Source organism: Pseudobacillus sp. 179-B 2D1 NHS (assembly GCF_045370945.1).
In the GTDB taxonomy this organism is placed as follows: Bacteria; Bacillota; Bacilli; order Bacillales; family Domibacillaceae; genus Pseudobacillus.
The window spans coordinates 101,103-123,055 of the sequence record NZ_JBIQDP010000005.1; the positions used below are offsets into that span (position 1 = coordinate 101,103).

Annotated in this window: 19 protein-coding genes; 7 read left to right on the plus strand and 12 right to left on the minus strand. The window is 41.3% G+C overall.

The window, feature by feature from the left end:
• Positions 1-120: 120 nt before the first annotated feature.
• On the minus strand, positions 121-600 hold the full coding sequence (locus ACH0BF_RS07015; protein ID WP_340856287.1) for a hypothetical protein: 480 nt from the start codon (positions 598-600) through the stop codon (positions 121-123).
• Positions 601-775: 175 nt separating this feature from the next.
• On the opposite strand from ACH0BF_RS07015, the gene ACH0BF_RS07020 reads away from it, so the two are divergent.
• Both ACH0BF_RS07020 and ACH0BF_RS07025 read left to right on the plus strand, forming a co-directional pair.
• Entirely contained in the window at positions 776-1,408 is a 633-nt protein-coding gene (locus ACH0BF_RS07020) for a TetR/AcrR family transcriptional regulator (RefSeq protein ID WP_340851414.1), read from the plus strand.
• The gene (locus tag ACH0BF_RS07025; protein WP_340851418.1) at positions 1,392-1,877 is read left to right on the plus strand and encodes a GNAT family N-acetyltransferase; all 486 of its coding nucleotides are present in this window, start codon (positions 1,392-1,394) and stop codon (positions 1,875-1,877) included. Before ACH0BF_RS07020 ends, ACH0BF_RS07025 begins: the two co-directional genes overlap by 17 nt.
• A 26-nt stretch (positions 1,878-1,903) precedes the next feature.
• Here ACH0BF_RS07025 and ACH0BF_RS07030 read toward each other — a convergent pair whose 3' ends face one another.
• The 3 genes from ACH0BF_RS07030 to ACH0BF_RS07040 all read right to left on the minus strand — a co-directional run bounded on the left by ACH0BF_RS07030 (position 1,904) and on the right by ACH0BF_RS07040 (position 5,358).
• Entirely contained in the window at positions 1,904-3,043 is a 1,140-nt protein-coding gene (locus ACH0BF_RS07030) for a TcaA second domain-containing protein (RefSeq protein WP_406909146.1), read from the minus strand.
• Between the two features lie 15 nt (positions 3,044-3,058).
• A complete protein-coding gene (locus ACH0BF_RS07035) occupies positions 3,059-4,123 on the minus strand; it encodes a DUF5105 domain-containing protein (RefSeq protein ID WP_406909147.1) in 1,065 nt (354 codons plus the stop codon).
• Between the two features lie 206 nt (positions 4,124-4,329).
• The gene (locus ACH0BF_RS07040) at positions 4,330-5,358 is read right to left on the minus strand and encodes an STAS domain-containing protein (RefSeq protein WP_120036002.1); all 1,029 of its coding nucleotides are present in this window, start codon (positions 5,356-5,358) and stop codon (positions 4,330-4,332) included.
• Between the two features lie 397 nt (positions 5,359-5,755).
• Here ACH0BF_RS07040 and ACH0BF_RS07045 point away from each other — a divergent pair, with 397 nt between their 5' ends.
• The 3 genes from ACH0BF_RS07045 to ACH0BF_RS07055 are packed head-to-tail and all read left to right on the plus strand — an operon-like array spanning position 5,756 to position 8,196.
• Positions 5,756-6,064, plus strand: coding sequence for a PadR family transcriptional regulator (locus ACH0BF_RS07045; RefSeq protein ID WP_120036001.1), 309 nt, complete (start codon positions 5,756-5,758; stop codon positions 6,062-6,064).
• 28 nt (positions 6,065-6,092) lie between these two features.
• The gene (locus tag ACH0BF_RS07050) at positions 6,093-7,286 is read left to right on the plus strand and encodes a chromate transporter (RefSeq protein ID WP_406909225.1); all 1,194 of its coding nucleotides are present in this window, start codon (positions 6,093-6,095) and stop codon (positions 7,284-7,286) included.
• A 31-nt stretch (positions 7,287-7,317) separates the two neighbouring features.
• Positions 7,318-8,196 carry a GNAT family N-acetyltransferase gene (locus ACH0BF_RS07055; RefSeq protein WP_406909148.1) on the plus strand — a complete coding sequence of 293 codons (879 nt, stop codon included), beginning with the start codon at positions 7,318-7,320 and terminating at the stop codon, positions 8,194-8,196.
• A gap of 81 nt (positions 8,197-8,277) precedes the next feature.
• Here the strand turns inward: ACH0BF_RS07055 and ACH0BF_RS07060 are convergent, their stop codons facing one another.
• On the minus strand, positions 8,278-11,376 hold the full coding sequence (locus ACH0BF_RS07060) for an efflux RND transporter permease subunit (protein WP_406909149.1): 3,099 nt from the start codon (positions 11,374-11,376) through the stop codon (positions 8,278-8,280).
• Positions 11,377-11,615: 239 nt separating this feature from the next.
• Here ACH0BF_RS07060 and ACH0BF_RS07065 point away from each other — a divergent pair, with 239 nt between their 5' ends.
• Entirely contained in the window at positions 11,616-12,482 is an 867-nt protein-coding gene (locus tag ACH0BF_RS07065; protein WP_120035997.1) for a TetR/AcrR family transcriptional regulator, read from the plus strand.
• A 73-nt stretch (positions 12,483-12,555) separates the two neighbouring features.
• Here the strand turns inward: ACH0BF_RS07065 and ACH0BF_RS07070 are convergent, their stop codons facing one another.
• The 7 genes from ACH0BF_RS07070 to ACH0BF_RS07100 all read right to left on the minus strand — a co-directional run bounded on the left by ACH0BF_RS07070 (position 12,556) and on the right by ACH0BF_RS07100 (position 19,857).
• On the minus strand, positions 12,556-14,028 hold the full coding sequence (locus ACH0BF_RS07070; protein WP_406909227.1) for an aldehyde dehydrogenase family protein: 1,473 nt from the start codon (positions 14,026-14,028) through the stop codon (positions 12,556-12,558).
• 42 nt (positions 14,029-14,070) lie between these two features.
• A complete protein-coding gene (locus tag ACH0BF_RS07075) occupies positions 14,071-15,036 on the minus strand; it encodes a PDR/VanB family oxidoreductase (protein WP_259455673.1) in 966 nt (321 codons plus the stop codon).
• A gap of 43 nt (positions 15,037-15,079) precedes the next feature.
• Positions 15,080-15,574 carry a hypothetical protein gene (locus ACH0BF_RS07080; protein WP_120035996.1) on the minus strand — a complete coding sequence of 165 codons (495 nt, stop codon included), beginning with the start codon at positions 15,572-15,574 and terminating at the stop codon, positions 15,080-15,082.
• Positions 15,575-15,604: 30 nt separating this feature from the next.
• Positions 15,605-16,564, minus strand: coding sequence for a heme-dependent oxidative N-demethylase family protein (locus ACH0BF_RS07085; RefSeq protein ID WP_120035995.1), 960 nt, complete (start codon positions 16,562-16,564; stop codon positions 15,605-15,607).
• 48 nt (positions 16,565-16,612) lie between these two features.
• A complete protein-coding gene (gene hemA, locus ACH0BF_RS07090) occupies positions 16,613-17,962 on the minus strand; it encodes a glutamyl-tRNA reductase (RefSeq protein WP_406909151.1) in 1,350 nt (449 codons plus the stop codon).
• Positions 17,963-18,159: 197 nt separating this feature from the next.
• The gene (locus ACH0BF_RS07095; RefSeq protein WP_120035993.1) at positions 18,160-19,599 is read right to left on the minus strand and encodes a purine-cytosine permease family protein; all 1,440 of its coding nucleotides are present in this window, start codon (positions 19,597-19,599) and stop codon (positions 18,160-18,162) included.
• Between the two features lie 57 nt (positions 19,600-19,656).
• Positions 19,657-19,857: a hypothetical protein gene (locus ACH0BF_RS07100; RefSeq protein WP_340851436.1), complete on the minus strand. Its 201-nt coding sequence runs from the start codon at positions 19,855-19,857 to the stop codon at positions 19,657-19,659.
• 175 nt (positions 19,858-20,032) lie between these two features.
• Here ACH0BF_RS07100 and ACH0BF_RS07105 point away from each other — a divergent pair, with 175 nt between their 5' ends.
• Positions 20,033-21,931, plus strand: a complete 1,899-nt coding sequence (locus tag ACH0BF_RS07105; protein ID WP_340851439.1) for a sigma-54 interaction domain-containing protein — start codon at positions 20,033-20,035, stop codon at positions 21,929-21,931.
• Positions 21,932-21,953: the final 22 nt, after the last annotated feature.

Below are 21,953 nucleotides of genomic sequence, written 5' to 3' on the forward strand. Positions count from 1 at the left end.
TCTTGTCCATATTGTACCATATAGGCAACACAATAAAATTGAAAATTAGAAATCTTGTCTTTGTTTCGTTACACAATAAATTAGCCGGCTGCAAAATACAGCCGGCGATCAATGTTTCTCTTATGCTTTTGCTCTTTTCGGCCAAATAAAGTGACTGATAGCAATTAAAAAGTCGATCCCTAATACAAGTGACCATATTTGCAATATGCCGCTTAACGCTTCTGTTCTAGAAGGGTCTCCAACCAGAAAAACCAATCCTACTAACAAGGCTGCACCAATTAAGTAGGCTGCTACATGCCGAAGCCATCCTGAGAAATAATGTTTGGCATATTCCATTCCATATCTTTTTGCTGGTTTTGATCCTTGTTTTACTACGTAATACAAAAACCTCTCATCTGCCCACTGAATCATGCTTTTTCCAAATCCAATGGAGACACCAATATACACAGCTGCAAGTGCGTGTGCCTGAGTAGCCGTTGCACCTCTCATTAAATCCACCCCAGTAGCCACCACTAAAATTAAGTCAATTAAAGGTGTTAAGGCTAATAATAGCAGCCCAAGTTTTTTCCGTTTGAACAAGTAACGAGCTGTCAGTCCCATTATAATGACTAGCCAAAATGCGACTTCACAGGCAATAATCAGCCCAACAATCACACCATAACCCCTCTCTTTTTAATACAATTGTATTATTTAAAATAATTGTAACACCTCTTTTTTTATAATACAACTGTATTATAAAATTGCTTGAATCTTTTTTTCCTGATAAGATATAGTTATGCCAAAACTAGTTGATCACGACAAACGAAAAAAACATATTGCTGAAGCCACATGGCGAGTCATTCTGGAGCAGGGAATGGAGGGGGCGACTGTGCGAAACATCGCTAAAGAAGCTGGACTCTCCCTCGGGGCCCTGCGCCATTATTTCTCTACGCAAAATGAGTTGCTCATTTATGCCATGGAACTCGTTAAAGAGCAGGCAGAGGCAAGAATTAATCAAATTGTAGTAGAGGATTTGCCGCCAAAAGAAATGATGTTGAAGATCCTGATAGAGCTTGTTCCAATCACTAAAGAAACGATGGCAGAAATGGAAATCTGGTTTGCCTTTATTGCCTATAACCGTCATAAAGAAGCAGATTTTAACGTCTTGCACGATGGCATTTTTAATGGCATCAGCCGGATGATTCACTACTTGCGTGAATCAAAGCTATTGAAGGAAGGACTGGATGTCAGCATAGAAACAGAAAAACTCTATGCGCTCGTTGACGGGCTAGCTCTTCATGCTATGCTGGATCCGAATAGAACCAGTCGGGAACGGCTTATCAATGTGCTAAAAAGCCATATTGATTCCATTTGTGAGGACATGGAAAGTAATGTATCGGGAGGCCATGCAGATGAAAAAGAAAAATAATGGATTATCTATTCAGCAGCTGAATATCGAAGATTCGGAGATAGCTGAAAAAGTATGGACTATCCAAATACCTGCCTATGAAGCAGAAGCAGAACTCATCAAATTCTGGGACCTTCCTCCTTTGAGAGAGACAGCAGCCTCGCTGCAGCAATGCGGAGAAACTTTTTATGGCGGATTCATCAACGGTCAACTGGCCGGAGCTGTGTCTTTTAAAACTACAGTGGCAAAGCTTCATATTCATCGTCTGATGGTTCACCCTCATTTTTTCAGGCAAGGAGTGGCCCGTTCGCTTCTTCATCATGTGGAGCAGTTAGCGGCCGGTAAAAAAGATATCCTCGTCTCTACCGGAACCGATAATTCTCCTGCTGTCCAACTATACAAGCATTGTGGATTCAAAGAAATCGAGAAAATCATAACTACGGAGGGACTTTCACTTACTTTCTTTACGAAAGAAAAAAGGCTGCCTTGAAAATTTTTTCAAGGCAGCCTCTTTTTCTATAAGACAATATCTGTTCCTGTTACGCCTTCACGCTTCCATTTCAGAAGTGGCGGATTACTTACCTTTACTTCTTGTTTGTTCTTCCAATACTCTTCTTCTTTCCCAACTGGCTCACGATTTTTCACGTCGTCAATCAACCATTTTTTCTGTGCTCGATCGTAGGACAATGAATACGTATTAACGGCCTTGAAAGAAGTATCCTCAAATTGCTGAATGTCACGGTACTTTACTTTGTTATGATAAGCGATGAGGGCCGTTACATCAGCCGACCAGCGCCCATCAAAATAATGAACAGAGAAGTCATCCATATTAACGACAGCACCATTATATTGCGCATGAATTTCATCAATATATCCTTGTACTGCTTTAAAACTCTCCTGAAGTGTAAAAGACCCTTCAAGAATAGTATCTGTCACGTTTGTCAGCTTACTTTTATTAAAGCCAGACGTTTGGTATACAGCGATATCATTATTAAAAACATCCATTGCCTTGATGACATCTTTTTGGATGCCTCTATCAGAGCTTGCCAACGCGTTGCTGTCAATAACCACACTGACTTCCGGGCTGCCCCATACGTCCTTCTTCTCTTTTTTCTCAAAGGTGCCAAGTTCATTCATCAATTTAACTTTTAAATTGTACGTCCCAGGGATAACAGGGCCGTAGTTATTGTCTTTTTGCTTCTTAATTGCTTGGTTCGACTTGCCGGCAGCCAGGCTGATTCGATCGTCTTCATTTTGACCGGTAACTTTAATAGCAGCCGTCTTCACCTTCAATTTGTATTGAGGGAACATTCCCCACTTCTTTCCGTCCTCTGTCAAGGTAACTTGTTGAGTGGTTGTTGTATAATCATCCTCTTGGATTTGTTCATCAAGTCCCTCTTTAATCACGTCGTAGCTGCTGCTATTTTCTTTTAAATAGGTAATAAGCGCCTGAACGGATGTTTTGTTTACAGAAGCCTGCTTATTATCTGGTACAATCATATCTTGCAGCAGAGCCGGATCATCGTTTGCAACAGCTTTCTTTAATGTTTCGACCGCTTTTTCTGGTGCAGTTGCCTGCTTCAAAGCAAAAAACAAGCCGCCGATGACAAGAAGTAGGATCACAGCCGGAATAATAATCAAGCTTTTTTTATTCATAGCTTTCTCTCCTGTCTAGTAAGCTCTTCCTTCAGCAAACGCCTGTACAAGGTAGTCAGAATAGTGGTCAGAAGTATTCACTGTCCATTTTCCGTCTTTTTTGATCATGCTAATTTCTGCTCCGTTTTGACTCTTAGCAACTTCCAGGGATTGAACAACTGTATCGAACTTGGAAAGTGCGTATTGCTTTTCTTTCTCTGTGTCATAGCCGCCTGTATTTTCCCGGTACTCTTTTTGATAGTTGTAGAGCTTATCGTAAAGATCATCTGTTGAAACCGTAGAATAGTCGAGCTTTACAACGGCCTTATCACCTGCTTTTGCCGTTGTTTTAGTCTGCACTTCTGCTTTTTCTCCCAGAACAGTCTTATAACTGCTATAGTACTTATCAATATCCGCATCGGTTACCATATCTGGCAAAGAAAGATCCAACTGCTTTTTAAATTTGCTTTTAGCTGTTTCCTGAACATCTTCCTTATCAGCGGTTACTAGCTTTTCATAATCACTGTTGTCTTTTCCAAGGTAAATAACATCGATGTAAGCAGTTAATGCTTTAGCAGGATCTTGAATTTCATCAAAACTTTCTGCATATTTCTTTGTGTCAAGGCCAAGCATAATTTCATCCGCTTCTTCTCCTGGTTCGGATAGACGCGGTTTTACACCAATTTCATACTTTTTGTCTTTTTCAACATTAAAGTAAAAAGGAATGGTTTTTACTTTGCCCGCACCAATATCACTGCTTCCTCCGTCTTTAAGGTCTATTCCGCGCGCATATACACTTTTCTCTGGGCTTAACTGCTCATCCCCATCATACAGGTATACGCCATCGTATGAGGATACATTAATAGTAGACTTCGATTTATTCTTTACTTTTAAATCAACAGCGAGCAAACCGGTTTCCTCGCCTTCGGATTCTCCGTCATCTCCTGCTAATATATATTCAGCTTTTTCAATAGTAACTTCAGCTACCTTGCTTTCGCCAGCTCCTCCTCCGCTTGCTTCTTTGGCATCTGATCCGCCGCAGCCGGCCAAAGCAAGCATAATAGCAAACACGAGTGCCAATATACTAATCTTCTTTTTCATTATGTTCTCCCCTCTATACAAGTTGCTTTTTCTTAGATTTATCTTCCTCTATTCATGATAAAGAATCATTCTAAATAGAACAAGATGGAAACCATGGGGAGTTTTTACTGTTTTGGCTTGATTATTTCAAAGTTCTAAGGCCTATTTAACTAAAAAAAAAGCTTTAAGAGAATCTTTCTTCTCTTAAAGCTAACAAATTTTCTCAATTAAATAATCTGTCTGCCTTGCTGCGATAAAGCGAATAAAATACCATGCTGCAAACTGCGGAAACAATTAAAGGAAGACAAATGGGAGTTAGACGAAGCGATAGCCATACTGATCTCAGGTGATATACCGACAAGAATGGTCTCTGTACCGATGAGTGAGGCCCCTGCGCTCAATTTCCCAATAAAATCTACCGTTATTCCACTTACATCTTTTTCCAAACCTGTCAAATCAAGAACCAGGTACTGTGCCTTATGCTTTGGAAGATTTGTTAATGTTTTTTCGATTAATTCCTGCGAACGCGCTTCATCATATTTTCCAAGCAACGGCACAACAACAATGTCTTCTAGCACTGGAATAATCGGCGAAGAAATCTCCTTCACTAATTCATTTAGCTCTCTCGTTCTCTCTTCAACTACAGCCTCTAGCTTTTGAATCTCTTCCGCTTCTTTTCTTCTCGCTAACGTGTGAATATTTTGATCCATAGAGTGCTGTGCAGGGAAAAATTCAAATTCACATGTCTCATCGTCTTTGATTTCACTTTTTATCACACGATAAGTCATATTTGTATCAAATAAACCAGATAAGAGGCCAGAAAAATGACCAGGAATAAAGCACCCAGGTTCCGTTTTCCCTTGCTCTATATTGATTCTGTATTCCCAGCTATTTTTAATTTGCAGATTAGCCAACTTCTCCGCTTCACAAAGGCGATCGACAGTCAACTTTCCCCATCCAGCCGAAGCATATGTAATAGGAAGAACCTCTGCTACTTGCTCGATCGTTAATTGCATCTTTTTAAAGTATTCGCTGACAACAAGCCCTTGGCGAAAACCAGTCGCTTCAAGTACAACTTGTGCAGCTTCCTCTCCGGACACCTCTTCAATTGTATCAAAAAATACTTTCATGGCGCTCGTAATCCAGAAAAGAACAGCATCGCCACCGCTGTAATCGAAAACTCCATTTTCAACATCCCATTTAAAATCAATACCGTCCACATTGATTTGTGTCTTTGTTACACGATCCCGTGTCATTCACGAAGTCTCCTTCCAACCTTTTATTTATAAATAAAACTGCTGTCAGCTTTCTTTTTGCCAGTAATCATACTATCCATTATACCTGTAAAACTCTCTTGAAGGTGTACGGAAATTATTGTTACTTCCCTACCGTTATATCTTATAAATTAGGTCAAAACAAGGAATTTGATTTCCTTCAAGATACCGGGTCCTAGCTCCTTCCTCTCTGACTATTCTACACAAGAAAGCAGGCTTGATTTCATCCTCTCTACTGCTTTCTCGCCTTTCAGGTTTGTAAATATTTTGTAAAAATCTTGGCATGTCATAGATTTATTCGAAGGAAGACATTACAATCAATTATAACTTTCGATATCGCTTTTCGTAATTAGCAAGCGGCAAAAGGAGGTACCCTTAAGTGGAGGAAAAAATACTAAGAAAATTATTTTTAGGTTTTATTCACATTCACATTTTACATCATGCGAAGGAACACCCGGTTTTTGGTGCCTGGATGGTAGAGGAATTACGGGAACATGGCTACACAATCAGCCCGGGTACCCTCTATCCCATCCTTCACTCCATGGAACGTGACGGCCTTCTAACCCGGGAAGACCGTCTCGTTGAAGGGAAAATCCGTAAGTATTATACAACATCTGCAAAGGGATTAACCACTTTAAAGGAAGCGCGAAAAAAGGCATATGAACTGTTTAAAGAAATTGGAGACTAGCATAAAGGAGTTAGATTAATTGACTATAATTAACGAAAAATCCAATGAACCCGGACTGCTAAACATCTTGCTCGTCTCTCTGCGGCTGGGATTCACTTCATTTGGTGGGCCCATTGCCCATTTAGGCTATTTCCATGAGGAATATGTACGACGCAGAAAGTGGCTCAATGAAAAAGATTACGCCGATTTGGTAGCATTGTGCCAATTTCTTCCTGGCCCAGCAAGTAGCCAAGTTGGCATCGGCATTGGCGTCATACGTGCAGGTATACCAGGAGGCATCGTGGCTTTTATCGGCTTTACCCTCCCTTCTGTCCTTGCATTGATACTCTTCGCTCTTGTTCTTCAGAATTCGGAGATTAAAAATGCCGGCTGGGTTCATGGCTTAAAATTAGTTGCTGTAGCAGTAGTTGCCCATGCTGTTGCTGGAATGGCCGCAAAGCTGTCACCTGATTTGTATAGAAAAACTATCTTATTGTTCTCTTTAACCGTCACTCTGCTTTGGCAGACAGTTTTTGCCCAAATCCTCCTTATTTTAATCAGTGCGCTAGCAGGTTACCTACTGTATAAACAATCAAGCTCCTGTGATCAACTGACACCGTTGTCCTTTCCTCTATCCCGCAGGTTCGGAGCCATTTGCCTTAGCCTTTTTTTAGGTTTGTTAATCGCTTTGCCCCTGTTGCGGGAAGCTCTCCCATGGAATTGGCTCGCTATGATGGACAGCTTTTATCGGGCCGGCTCGTTAGTATTTGGTGGAGGGCACGTTGTTCTGCCTTTACTTGAGAGAGAATTCGTTCCCGGCGGGTGGCTAAGCGAGGCCCAATTTCTAACCGGATATGGAGCAACCCAAGCAGTTCCCGGTCCACTGTTTACTTTTGCTGCCTATATTGGGACTGTGATCAGCGGCTGGAAAGGCGGTCTGCTCGCGACATTTGCTATTTTCCTGCCGGCCTTTCTGCTTATTTTGGGGTCTTTGCCTTTTTGGGATTCCCTGCGCCGCAACCAACACGTCCAGGGCGCTCTTATGGGAGTGAATGCTGCTGTTGTCGGTATTCTAACTGCCGCTCTTTATGATCCTATTTGGACAAGCGCTATTTTAAAACCTAGTGATTTTGCTTTGGCAGCTATTCTCTTTAGCATGCTAGCTTATTGGAAGCTGCCCCCATGGATTGTGGTGCTGGCTGGTTCTATTGGAGGCTTGATCTTACCCTTTGTTCATGTTTAACATACATTGACAAAAAGAGGAGATGTCGCGAATGGATATTCAATTTGCAAAAGATTACAAAGAAAATGAAGGATGGAGAAACAGCTTCTTTAAGCTTGCGTACTCCGTGTTCGGCCTTGAATTAAAAAGCTGGTATGAAAAAGGCTACTGGGGCCATCGTTATATTCCATTTTCCTATGCTTTAGGCAATCAAATTATTGCTAATGTGTCTGTTAATGTACTGGATACAATCATTGAAGGAAAGAAAAAAAGTGCCATTCAAATCGGCACTGTCATGACTCATCCTGATCATCGAAATAACGGTCTTTCAGCTAAATTGATGAACCGGGTTTTGCAAGAATACGAGGAACAATGTGACTTTATCTATTTGTTTGCAAATAAAACGGTATTGGATTATTATCCGAAATTTGGATTTATCCGAACAACTGATTACCAGTTTTCCATGGAATGGTTCCCAACGGGACAGAATCCCGTTTCTATGAAGCAACTCGATGGGACAAACTCTAAAGACTTGAATTTCATTTATCAATTTGCAGCAGAACGCGTGCCGGTTTCGCAAGTTTTTGGAACGGTACAAGCAGAAGACCTGTTCATGTTTCATTGCATGAACATCTTTCCGGAACATATTTATTACTTGCCGGAGAAAGACATGATAGCCATTTTTGAAAAGCAAGGACAGCAATTAAAAATTTATGACTTGATCAGCAAAAAAGCATTTAATATAGAAGAAATTATAAGCAAGCTAGCAGGTGAAAATACAACCGAGATTTCTTTTTATTTCACTCCTGATCTAGAAGACAGCAAACTGCGCAAACAGGCCTACACGACAAAAGATCAGCTGTTTGTTCGTACCAAAGATAGCTTTTCACTCCCAGCAGTTTTTCAGCATCCAATCACTTCCCAGGCATAGTATCTTCTTAATAATTTCTTATTAGCAGCAAAGAATCTTTTCCGAAAAACAAAAAAGCCCAATTGCGGGCTTTTTTGTTGTTTAGATCTTCTTTTTCCGATTCTTAATCTTCATCAAGCTTTCATATACAATCGGTACAATGAGCAGAGTTAACAGCGTAGAGCTTGTTAATCCGCCGATAACAGTAACACCAAGTCCTTTAGAAATCAGTCCGCTTCCTTCGAGTCCAACCGCAAGCGGAGCGAGAGCACCAATTGTTGCAATGGCTGTCATGAGAATTGGACGCAGCCGTGTGCCGCCAGCCTCCAATAACGCTTCTCGTGTAGATAAGCCTTCCTGCTCTTTGTGAATCACACGGTCAATAAGTACAATCGCATTTGTTACGACGATGCCAATCAACATTAAGGCACCAATCATAGCTGAGACACTCAATGTTTCGCCAGCGATCAACAGACCGACAAGACCGCCAATAATTGTGAATGGCAAGGAGAATAGGATGGCGAATGGAGCAAGCCCTCCACCAAATGTGATAACAAGAATTAAATAGACAATCGCTATAGCGGCAAGCATGGCTAGACCGAGCTGCTTAAATGAATCAGCGATATCTTCTGTTACTCCGCCCATTGAAATCTCAACATTGGAAGGCAATTTAATTTTATCCACTTCTTTTTGGACATCAGCTGACACTTTAGCTACATCCTTGGAAGTGATCTCCCCGCTTACCTGTGCATAAATGCGGCCATTGCGACGGGTAATCGTATCAGAAGTGCTGCCTTCTTTTACTTTTGCGATTTCCTTGATCGGCACTTCCATGCCAAGTGGTGACTGAACAGTCTTCTTGGTTAAATCATTAATTGTTTTATAATCTTCTTTTTCTGATTCAACATATACATTGACTTCTTTTCCATTTTCTTTAATGGTAGTCAATACTTGATTCTGTCCTGCACCTGAGAGCTCCATGCCAATTTGTGCGGCCGTTAGACCAAGCTGACTCAGCTTTTCCTGATCCATAGCGAGCGTGTATTCATCATACGTATCAGATAAGCTTGTTTTGACATTTGTTAACGATTTATTCTCCTGAAGAACCTTCTCTAGCTTTGTAACAACTGGCTCAATATCTTTTGCTTCCTCACCATAGACAAGGAGAGTCATAGCATTGCTTGAGCCCATTCCCGAGAAGTCTTGGCTCGCCCATTCCCCTTTAGATGTCAATTCTTGAAGATCATCGATAACCGCTTCTTTTTCTTTATCAAACCCTTTTGTATCGGGATCATATTCAATGAAGAACATCGCTGAATTAGAATCTCCCGGGTTCATCGGGTTTTCCCCACCAACAGAAAATTGGTACGTTTTCACCCCATCGCGATCTTGCAGCATACCTTCTGCCTTTCCGGCGATCTTTTCTACATCCGCAAGCGTCTGTCCAGGTTCTGGTTTATACGTTGCTATCACCATTTTTTCTTCCTCGGACGGAAGAAAGCTAACACCGATGACCGGTACTAGCGCCAGACTGCCGATTAACAGCAGGACCGCTACAGCTGATGTAATAATCTTATGATTTAGAGACCAGTTAAGCACCTTTTTATAAAAGGCAGCCAATCTTCCCGGCTTTTCTTCTTTATGATTGGCGCTACCTTCTAATTCCTTCTTGAACAAAGAATGGGCCATCATTGGCACGATCGTAATGGCAATCAATAAAGAAGCAAGCAAAGCAAAAACAATGGTTAAAGCAAATGGCAGGAACATTTCTCCGACTGGCCCTTTCACAAGACCGAGTGGCAAGAAAACAGCAATCGTAACAATCGTCGAAGAAGCAATAGGAATGAACATTTGCTTCGTAGCAGCCACAATGAGTTCCTTGCCGCGCAATTTTTCGTCTTTCAGAGACATGCGGCGGAAAATGTTCTCAATGACAACAATAGAATCATCAATAACCCGGCCGATCGCTACGGTCATGGCACCAAGTGTCATCATATTCAGCGTGATATCCATTTGCTTCAACAACAAAATGGCAATCAGCAAGGATAAAGGAATCGAAACGACTGAGATCACTGTCGTACGGAAATTACGCAGGAACAGCAAAATAATAATAACAGCAAAGAAGGCTCCAAATATGGCTTTGCTTAACATCGTTTCTACGGATTGTTCGATTGGTTTTCCTTGGTCGAAAATCGGCGTCGCCTGTAGGCCATCTATTTCTTTCTCCAGGTCATCCAACTTATCTTTTACTGCATTTACTACATCCACTGTATTCGCATCAGCAGCCTTAACAATTTGCATACCGATGGATGTTTCACCATTTGTCTTAGATATTGAATCTGCTTTGCCATTTAACTTCACATCGGCAATGTCCTGAAGTTCCACTGTTGGGATTGCTGCTCCCGGTGCCGGGTTGGCTGCAGCTGCACCTTGTGGCTGTCCGCCGCCAGCTCCAGCTGGCATTGCTGGTATTTTCATTGCTTTTAAATCTTTCAGATTGGCAATTTCTCCATCCACTACAACGGATTTCTCCGCATCTTTAAACGTATAAAGACCGAGCGGCATAGTCACGCTAGAGCCTTTAATCAGGTTTTTAACAGTTTCCTCATCAAGTCCGTATTTCTTCATCTTTTCATTATCAAACTTGATGTCTACTTCATACACTTGACTACCTGAAACTTGAACAGCTGATACTCCCTCGATCCCCTCAATTTCTGGCAAAATTGTATCTTCCATTGTTTTTGTCAGCTCGGCCAATGACTGCTTACTGTTGGAAAGGCTTAGCGACATAATTGGAAATGCATTAATACTCAGACGGGATACATCGGGATCATCCACACCCTCAGGAAGTTCTATCTTACTCAGTTCTTCCTGTACTTCAGCTTGTGCTTTTTCCATATCTTTATCGAAATCATACTCGATCTGTATAGAAGAAGCATTTTGGAAAGATGATGAGCTTACATTTGTAACCCCATCCATATTTTGTACTCTCTTTTCGATAGGTTCTGATATTTTTTCAGCTACCTGTTCTGGCGTAGCGCCAGGATAGATGGTGGTAACAGAAACGAGCGGTGTGTTAATATCCGGTATCGTCTCTAGCTTCATGTTCATTCCGGCATATAACCCTGCAACTGCCACAATAATGGTCATTAGCCAGACAGCAAACTTATTTTTCAAGGAAAACTGAATGATTTTTTGCATGCTTTTTCTCCTTATTTTTTCTTATTGACTTCGGACTTTTCTTTACTATATAATTTGACTGTTTAAATGTAACTGACCAGTCAGTCACAAGTCAATTGCTTTTACTTTTTTTTTATAAAAGTTGAAAAAAGTTTTACAAAACCGTGAAAATAAGCATAATAACTATAACTACTATTGAGTGTAGATAAAGTCTGCTTTTCATAAGAACAGCCTGAAATAACAGTGAAAGAGGGAGCCCGTTGAAGGAGAAAGAAAAATTAGTTATCGAGACTGCTATTAAGCTCTTCGCTGCAAAAGGATTCGCCGCAACGTCCATTCAGGAAATTGCTGATGAAGCCGGCATATCAAAAGGAGCTTTTTATTTATATTTTAAATCCAAGGATGATTTGCTCTATTCCACCCTTCAATATTACTTTAATATTATTGAAAAAAGGCTCTCTCTATATGAAGATCAAGCCTTGTCGCCGCGAGAAAAATTTGTATATCAATTAAAAGAATTAATCGGAGCATTAAGCGAGCATAAAGAATTTATCATTATGCAGGCTCGTGAACAGGCGATCCCTTTAAATGATACCGTGAAAGAACTGCTTTTCCGCATGCATATGGAATCTCAAATGTTTTATCGGGAGGGCTTGCTTTCTATTTATGGCGAAAAGCTCGAACCGTTTGTTTGGGACTTATCTACGATGCTGGACGGGATTTTCCACTCTTATATAAAGGTCATATTAGTGGATGCAGACAGCTTTAACTTTCAGGAAATTGCTGAGTACATTATGAGAAGAATGGATAGCTTGGCAGAGGGGCTTTCTACTGATCTTCCTCTCCTTTCCGAACAAACAGTCACTGATTTGCTGAATAAAACAAAAGCGATCTTTTTGCCAAGCAACGGTACCCTTCACACGATCTTGCAAGCAATGAAGAAAGAATTAGAGAACATGGATGATAAAAACGGCTTGGATGTGTCATTGGAAGTACTGGCAGCAGAAGCAGCTAAAGTGAACCCGCGAATTCCCGTGATCCAGGGAATGCTTTCAAACTTTCAAGGCATCAAGACATTTGATAAGTACCGTCAGGAAATCGCAGCATTATATAACTTCAAATTGTAAACATTCGAAAAGGAGCTGCCAGACAACCGGTTACTGACCGGCCTCTGAAGCAGCTCCTTTCTACTATCTTCTATTAATTTGAAAACCAGCCTACTGGCTCAACAGCCAGGTTAATATTAATTTGCTTAATTTCCTGGAAATCCTCAAGTCCGTACTTTCCGAGACTGCGGCCAATCCCGCTTTGCTTGTAGCCTCCCCAAGGCGCTTCTACATAGGTTGGGTGATAAGCGTTAATCCAAGTAATACCAGAGCGAACCTTTTTAATCACCCGTAATGCTTTTGCCCCGTCTTGTGAAAATACGCCGCCTGCAAGACCAAAATCAGAGTCATTGGCCAATTGAATCGCTTCGGCCTCATCTTTGAACTTTTGGATCACGACGACTGGCCCGAAAATTTCCTCTTGGACAACGCGCATATTCGAAGTGACATTTGTGAAAACAGTAGGTTCAATAAAGTAACCTTTATCAAGGCCATTTTCAGTCAGGCGCTTTCCGCCTAAAGCTAGCGTCGCTCCTTCCTGTTTGCCAATCTCAATATACTTCAAAATGCTTTCCATTTGCTCCTCCGAAACGATAGCTCCCATTTCTGATCCTTCTTCAAGACCAGGCCCTACTTTAATTCTTTTTGCCCGCTTGATAAATCTCTCAACAAATTGATCGTGAACGCTCTCTTCCACGAGAATGCGGCTTCCGGCAGAACAAACTTGGCCGGCTCCAAAGAAAATTCCAAACAACGCATAATCGACCGCTGTTTCAAAATCAGCATCAGCGAAAATAATGTTAGGAGATTTTCCGCCGAGCTCAAGCGAGATTTTCTTTAAGTTGCCTGAAGCAGCCTGCATGATGCGGCGGCCTACCTCTGTACTTCCTGTAAAAGAAACGACATCTACATCCTTGCTTTCAGCGATCGTCTGGCCAACGATAGATCCTTTGCCCATCACCATATTAGCGACGCCTTTAGGAATACCCACTTCTTCAAGGATTTCAAACAGCTTCATGGCTGTGCATGGTGTTACTTCTGCCGGCTTGAAAACGATCGTATTCCCTGCCGCAAGTGCCGGAGCAATTTTCCAAACACTCATTAATAATGGGAAATTCCATGGAACAATCAGACCAGCCACTCCCACCGGCTCACGTACAACCATTGCCTGCACTGGCTCCGGTACATGATAAGTTTCACCGTCCGGCGTTGTAATAAGACCAGCATAATAGCGGAAACATGTAGCCGCATCGGCAACATCGAACCCAGCCTCTCCCTTTGTTTTACCGTTATCTCTTACTTCCAGCTCAACAAGCTCATCATACATTTCTTCAATTTTATCCGCGATCTTGAAAAGAAACTTTGCTCGTTCCTGTGCACTCAAATCAGACCATACTCCGCTTTCGAATGCTTGTTTTGCTACTTGAATCGCTTCTTCTGTTTCTTCTTTCGTTGCCCGTGGAGCTCTGGCAATCAGCTCTCCATTTGCTGGGTTAAACACTTCATTCGTATCCGGGTTACTTGCTGTTCTCCATTCCCCGTTAATATAATTTTTCAATTCTAACACTTGTGTTGTCACAGTCATTTTATTTTCCTCCCATGATCACTTTTATAGATTTAGAACGAGCTTTCCTTCTTTCGCTCTTGAACAGCAAGTTAAGATTGTGTTTCTCTCTTTTCTTTCTTCCTCTTTATAAAACAGGTCGCGATGATCCACTTCCCCATTTACCACTTCTACTTCACAGCTTCCACATCCGCCAACTTTACAAGAATACGGGGCATCCACTCCTGCGCTCAAAAGGGCCTCTAAAAGAGATTGATCCGCCTCAATCTCCAGAAGCTTGTTGCTGTTGGAAAGTTCAACAACGAATGGATGATTTGGTCCATCGGCTGCTGCTGCAAACAATTCAAAGTGAACGGATTTTTCTGGATAACCGTATGACTTTGCTGCCTTCCTGTATTCTGTTACCATTGAAACCGGTCCGCAGAAATACACATGTGAACCAATTCGGTGATCTTTCATCGTTTCTGGAGACATTTTTGCAGGCTGCTCTCCCCTGGAAAAATAAAAGGTGCATTTTCCCGGATACTTTTCATTTAAGTAATCATAAAAAGCACAAAGCTCTTTTGTTCTGGCGGCATAATGCAATTCAAAGCTTTTTCCTTCCGCTTCAAGATCGGCCATCATCGTTAAAAATGGAGTAATGCCGATACCAGCAGCATAAAAAACGTGGTGCTTCGCCTGAAAGCTGAGCGGAAAATGATTTTTTGGAAAGCTTACTTCCAGACAGTCTCCTTCTTTCACACGATCATGCCAGTAGACAGATCCTCCTCTCGAATTGTCATCGCGGCGAATAGAAATGGAATAATGCGAGCGGTCTGTCGGATGACTGACGAGTGAATAATTTCTTTCAATTACATTCTCCCCTGCTTTTATAAAGGTGGTAACATGCGCACCGCCTGTAAATGCAGGCAATGGCTTTTGATCCTCCGGGTGCAGGTAGAAACGTTTAACGGTCTCTGTTACCTTCTCGATTTTCCCGACGTACATCTTGATATTCCCTGCTACTCTCATATGAATCACTCCTATCGTTGTATAAAGTTTTCATCTATCTTGATTAGTTCGGGATAAATGGATAACCAATATAGCCTTTACGTACTTTCGAAAAGAACGGTCCCACTTCCATGTGGGCATCACAATGAGAACATTGGACTTCTGGAGCTTCATCAATTTCACTCAAGCTATAACATTTCATACAGTAGACATATCGCCTTTTCGGTCCGTAAACGACTACCTGAATTTCTTCCTCCGTAAATCCCGCTTCTATCGCTGCCGTGAAGACCGCTTCTGCATTATCCCAATCAGTCGCAATATAAAGCTGTGTCCCCATCTTTTGATTAAGCAGCACTTCCTGAATCTCTTCTCTGTCTCTTTCTTCTGCCATTTCAAACGTTTCATAGTCTACTTCCTGCTCAATATAGTTCAAAAAATGTTTGAGCTCGTGATCGGCTTTCTGATCAAAAACGATGAGATACTTTCTTCTTTCAGGCTGTATAGAAAACTTTTCAACAATTGCTTCTGAACGATCAAAAAACACAGGACTGTTATACATACTTTTTCACCATCCTCCAGATAAACTTTCTTAATTTACTTTGATGCTTTCCACTAAGTTCTTTAAATACTCGACTGAAGGAGCCAGGAAAGGCGCCATTCCTTTGTATTCAGCCATCGGCTCTGGAATATCTTGCAGAACGCTGTACGTTAAATCGAGCCATTCTGGTCTTTTCGCAAGATCCTCTAATGGAAGAAACTGTGTATTTAATACAAACAAAATGGCATTGCTGCGCGGCATGCGATAAAACTTCTGCTCTTCTACACGAAGATGGACAAGTTTTCCTGCATTTTCCGCGTTTACCTTTAATCTTTCTGGTCCCCAAATGTCCATCGTTTCATAGTTTACGTCCCAGCGGTCAGCCATCAAATTCCAGTTGATTCTTGTCCATGGCGTACCCGGTTCAATGCGAAGTAAAAATTCTCTTACTCTTGCTACAAGATCGACTCCCGTCCTTGAAACGAAAGGAACAGGGCCATGAATTTCATCAAACGACATTCCCTTGTTCCAATGAGGGGAAAATAAAGCGGCGTACGATTCTTGAGCAACTTCTAAATAAAAGTTGTCATCCCTATGCACCATTAACACGAAGTCTGTATGAAAATGACGGCCGATAAAGTCAAGAGGCTCATATGGGATGCTCGTTTCATCTCCAAAAATGAAGGTTTCGGTTTCTCCAAAAATTAGATTTTGGAATGTCCACTTATCGCCATCTTTTTCAACTTTGAAGTATTCCGGGTATCTAGTAACGGCCATATCGATCAGCATTTCAGCTACTTCCCATTGCATTTCTAACGTATGAGGGAAGGATTGAAAGCGCACTTCCGGCTGTTCTTCTAGCAGTTCCCGTTTCTTCAAGACTTGTATTTTGTACTCCGGCGTAATTTCAACACAATTTATATTCTCCAGCTTCTTTAAGTCATTGGAATAACGGTAGTTTCCACTTGTAAACGGAAAAGGAAATTGATCGAGATTAGTAGATTTAAACATAGTGAAGTCCTCCTTCAATATAAAAAGATAATTAATAAAAAATTTCTATCAGCTGCCTGTTTCTTGGAATAGTTCTTTTAACGCTCCATCTCCGAAAGGATTCCTCGGTTCTTCTTCCGATTTCTCTGATGTGAATAATCGGGTAAATAACTGTAAGTATTCTTCCCTTTTGCTGCCGCTTGTCTCTGCTAGTATTTCTTTCATTTTGATAACAGGCTGATGAGTCATCTGGCTGGCAATCATTTTTGCATACTTGTAGATGACTCGCTTTTCCCTCTCTGAAAGACTCGGCAGTTTATTTTCAATCTGACGGAAGGCTTCTTCCTGAATCTGCACCGACTTCTTCTTAAGCTCGCTGATCACTGGATTCACTTCCAGCAAATGAATCCAGGAATAGAAGCTAGCTACGTCCTTTGCAATCATGTCAGTGATCTTCCGGGCTACGTCTCTCCGCTGCTGAACATTGAATTGAACAATGCCATTTAAATGGTCAACATCAAACAAGTAAACGTTTGCAATAGATGATACAGAAAGGTCAACGTTTCTCGGCACCCCAAGATCGACAATATGCAGTGGGCGTTTCTTTCTTGTTCGGATGATGTTAGCCATTTCTTCATACTCTATTAGAAAATGGTCTGTCTCTGCTGCGCAAACAAGAATATCTATCTCCTTTATGACAGCTAACCGCTGATCAAATTGGCAAGCAGTTCCGGAGAACTGTTCCGCCACTGCGATAGCCTTCTTGAACGTACGGTTTACGATAAATAAATCCGTGCAGCCGGCTGCTATTAAGTGCTTAATGGCAAGCTGACCCATTGCTCCTGCTCCAAGAACGGCCACCTTCTTTTCTGCCAGGCTGCCGCATTGCTGCTGCAATAACTGAACGGCAGCATAGCCGACTGATACAGGCTGCTCACTAATGGCTGTTTCTGTATGAGCCTTTTTTGCCATTGTTATAGCCTGTTTAAACAAGCGGTTAAATACTGGCCCTGTTCCGCCTGTTTCCATGCTTTCAAAAAACGCTTGCTTTACTTGCCCCAGTATTTGTGTTTCACCAATGATCATAGAATCAAGGCCACAAACCACGCGAAACAAATGACGAACAGCTTCATGCTCCCGTTTAACATAAAGAGCTCCGGCTATAAGGTATGAATCTGCGCCTGCTTTTTCGCACAGACTTTTTTTAAGAATGTTTTCTCCTACCTGTAGAAATTCTTTTTCTGTTAAAGCATAGATTTCCACTCGATTGCATGTCGTCAGAATCACACATTCGTGGATACCAAAAATATTTTTCAATTTAAGAATAAGCTGCTTTCTTTCCTCCCGTTCAAAAGCAAGCGATTCCCTAATAGACAGCGGCGCATTGTCATGATTTAACCCTACGACCAAAATAGACACTTCATCCCTCCCTTTCTCATAAGAAGCCGTTGAAAACTTTAGCTACGAAGGCGAGAAATATTCACAAAACTATTCTCATTATTCAGAAAGCAAAAATCATGCCAACTTACAAAAAGAGTTTAATAGCTACTTCCACGCCTTGCTTTCCTTTTTCACATTCATTTATAAAATAAATATTCATATATGAAATCAGCTTGTTACATACTGTCTTTATATGGAAGAGCCTCTTTTACAGTAGCTGGTGTAAATTTACTCGCCTTGCGATCTACTTCATAAGCAAAGATGTATTTAGCCGAAATATAATAACAGATACCTGCGGCAAAGTAAGCAGGAATGCCAGCTGTGATATAGTGAAACCATCCACTTGCTGCGTCAAGAAGCGGGTTATACAGCAGCCAGTAGGCAGCCGTGCCGGCAATAAAACTTGTAATAGCAGAGGGATTCACTCCGCGCCAATAAAAATAGTTGCCGTTTGTATCGTACAGGTCACGAATGGATACTTGCTGTTTTTTAACAAAGAAAAAGTCTGAAATCACGATTCCGCCAAATACAGCCATAATATAAGAAATAATTGTAATGAAAGAATTAAACGCGTCATAGAAGCTGGAACTGAGCAGCAACAAAACAGTCGGGATAGCCGTTGCCATAGCAAAGGACCACGATTTCTTGGGCAGAACGGTTTTGAAGCTGATCGCCTGGGAGTACATTAAAAAAATAACCGCCGTTAAATTACCGAGTGTAAGCAGGACAAGCCCAATTAATCCAATCCATGTGCCGCCGATTGCAAACATCCAATCTGTTGGATCAAGAGAAGCTACAACCAGCGCCGTAAGCGCTCCCAAAATGGCAGCTACGTTTACGAGAACACCGTAGCTTAAAAAGCCTGCTTTGTAGGCAGCCTTTTCAGTTTTTGCCAGCCGGCTGTATTGGCCGAGGTAAGGAAGCCAGGAAAAACCCAATCCAATATTTAATTCAAGAGCAGTTGCGAACGAACGAGAATGCTCTTCATATGGTTCAGCAGGATTTAATGCAAAAATTTTATCGAGACCCTGTCCTACTAGTAAAATAGAGATTAATCCGAACATCACTAATAAAATGGCTGGCACACCAATTAAATTAAATTTACGGATAACGAGCGGACCTTTAAATGTAACGAAAAACGCAACAGCAAACAATAGAATAGCAAAGAGCGGCGCCCCTGTTGTTCTTGTTGTAAAAAACTCAGGAAGATGAAACAGGCTAGCAATTTCTACAACTGCCTGGCCGGCCATGAAAAGAGCGACTGACATATAACCGATTGTTAATACCATAAAAACAAAATAAAAAATATTGGACCCCAAATAACCAAGCGAGCTACGGAAACCAATAAAAGTATCCACCCCGTAGCGGGCAAAAAGAATAGTGATGGGTACAATCAGCAAAACCGGCAAGGCATTTCCGAATAAAATGGTCGCCATGGCTTCTTTTGCGCTGACGATCATGCCTGTATAACCGCCAACAAGCAAACAAAAACACGAAACACCGATGCCAACCTGGATCAATACCAGATCCCAGAGACCGAACACCCGGTCATTTTTCTGAGCGGGAAGAAAGCCAAAAGCGACATCTTTGGAGATAGCTGATTTCTCGTTACTCATAATTTACCTCCTGACAGTTTTTCATTTTAGTTGTATAGTAAAAAATAAAACTTGCATTCAAACAATGACACTTATTAAAAAAAGAACGATCGCGCCAACAATAACAAATGAACCGCCTGCATCCATCAGCTTCATTTTTTCAATTCGAGTGTTTGCTTCTTCAAAGTCATTAATCCGGCTGTGAAGATCTGTGTATAAATTTTTGATAAATGGATTCTGGGAATTCATATTTTCTTGGATAAAACTTTTCTTGTTCAAATAATTCACTCCTTCTTATGATCGATGTTTAACTAATTGCAAGTATTGTACCAAGCGAAAATTGCAGTAAAATAGCCATTTAAAAACAATAGTCAGATTCATTTTCGAAATATTAATTCAATTTTGAAATGTCATTTCTCTAGTCAATTATCATTTTTATAAGGATGTGCATGAAATGAAGAGTAACCAGTTTGTATCCTCCCCTTCAGCAGACACGCTTCACCAAACGATACATGCGTTAAAAACCATGCTTCTATCCATTTATAATGAAATTCTTATCACCGATATAAACGGTATTATTTTAGAAAGGGCCGGCAGCATTAATGGATTGTGGGAAGCCTCCCCTCATCAGATGGTCGGCTCCAGCCTGTTAGAGCTCGAAAAGAGAATATTTCTTGAAGAGCCCTCAATGAAAGACCTATTAAAGAAAGAAAAGACTTCTACCCTGCAGACATCCTGGAATGGCAAGAAAATACTGATGACTATTATTCCGGTATCGACTGCCGATAAAAGTGAATTACTCATATGGGCGCTCAGAGATCTTAATGAGGATCGACTAAAAGAAGCCAGTGAAACAGATTTAAATAACATGGCTGCAGCAAAACTTGCTTCTCCACTTGTCGCTCACAGCCCGAAGATGATCGATGTCCTTCATACAGCTGAAATGGTATCCGTGGTATCCTCCACTGTTCTATTGTTAGGTGAATCAGGGGTAGGCAAGGAAGTGATTGCGAAAGCGATTCATGAAATGGGGTCTCGGAAAAATGAACCATTCGTGGCAGTTAATTGTGGCGCAATCCCTGAAAACCTACTAGAAAGTGAATTATTTGGATACGAAGAAGGTGCTTTTAGCGGGGCAAAAAAGAGCGGCGCACGCGGAAAATTCGAAATCGCTGATAAAGGCGTTCTCTTTCTCGACGAAATTGCTGAAATGCCGCTTGGGCTGCAAGTGAAATTATTGCGGGCCCTTCAAGAAAGAGAGATCACTCCGCTCGGGGGATCTCAACCAAAAAAAATTGATATTCAAGTGATTGCAGCTACAAACAAGTCGCTGGAGCAAATGGTAGAGGACGGCAAATTCCGAGAGGACCTTTATTACCGTTTGAATGTTGTTCCCATTCATATCCCTTCACTAAGAGAGAGAATCGAGGAAATTCCTCATTTTATTTATTATTTCACTCAAAAGTATAATCAGATGTACCGGAAGCAAATTAATATCCTTCCCGATGCCGTTGACCTGCTGTCTATCTACCCATGGCCTGGCAATGTCCGGCAGCTTGAAAATATGATCGAACGTATTGTTGTCACAAGCAGAAAAACAGAAGTAGATGCCCCTGCCATTCATCATCTTATCCCTTGGAAAAAAGAAATCGTTAAGGCACCTCCTGTTTTTGAGCAGCTTATGCCTTTACAGGAAGCGATAGATTTTGTGGAAGAACAGCTTATTACAATGGCCATGGATCAATATAAATCAGTAAAGCTGGCTGCTAGGGTACTGGACATCAGCCAGCCGACAATGAGTAGAAAATACAAAAAAATACGAGAAAAAATTCACCATGCCAACCTTTCTCCCTCCAATAAAAGAAGGATTCTTGAAGAACAATTGGATAAGCGGCTGCGTTCCATTGCTATTGTCACAGCAGCTATTATTCAGCCGGAAGAAATTGTTCAATTAAAAACGAATGTATCCCCCTCCAATCCGGCTTATCAAAAGCTGCAAAAAAAATTGACCATGATTCAAGAGCAAGAGGGAACCATTCAATGGGTATACATTTTCGAATTTTTAGATGATAAGAGGATGCTTACGCTTGTGGCTGATGAAGGGTTCGTTATCCAGCCGGGTGAAATTTATGAAGGTCCAAGTGAAATCATGGAAGTGGCAACTTCAGCAATGAATGGAGAAGCGACTGTCACATCAGTATATGAAGACCGCTATGGAAAATGGAAAACTAGCTTCGCCCCTATTACAGATGAGACTGGAAGAGTGGTGGCGCTTATCGGATATGACTATAGTAAAGCCTATATTGATTCAATGTTAAAAAAAATGGGCGATTTATTAAATATTTCAATATGATTGATGAATGCATTTCTCCGAG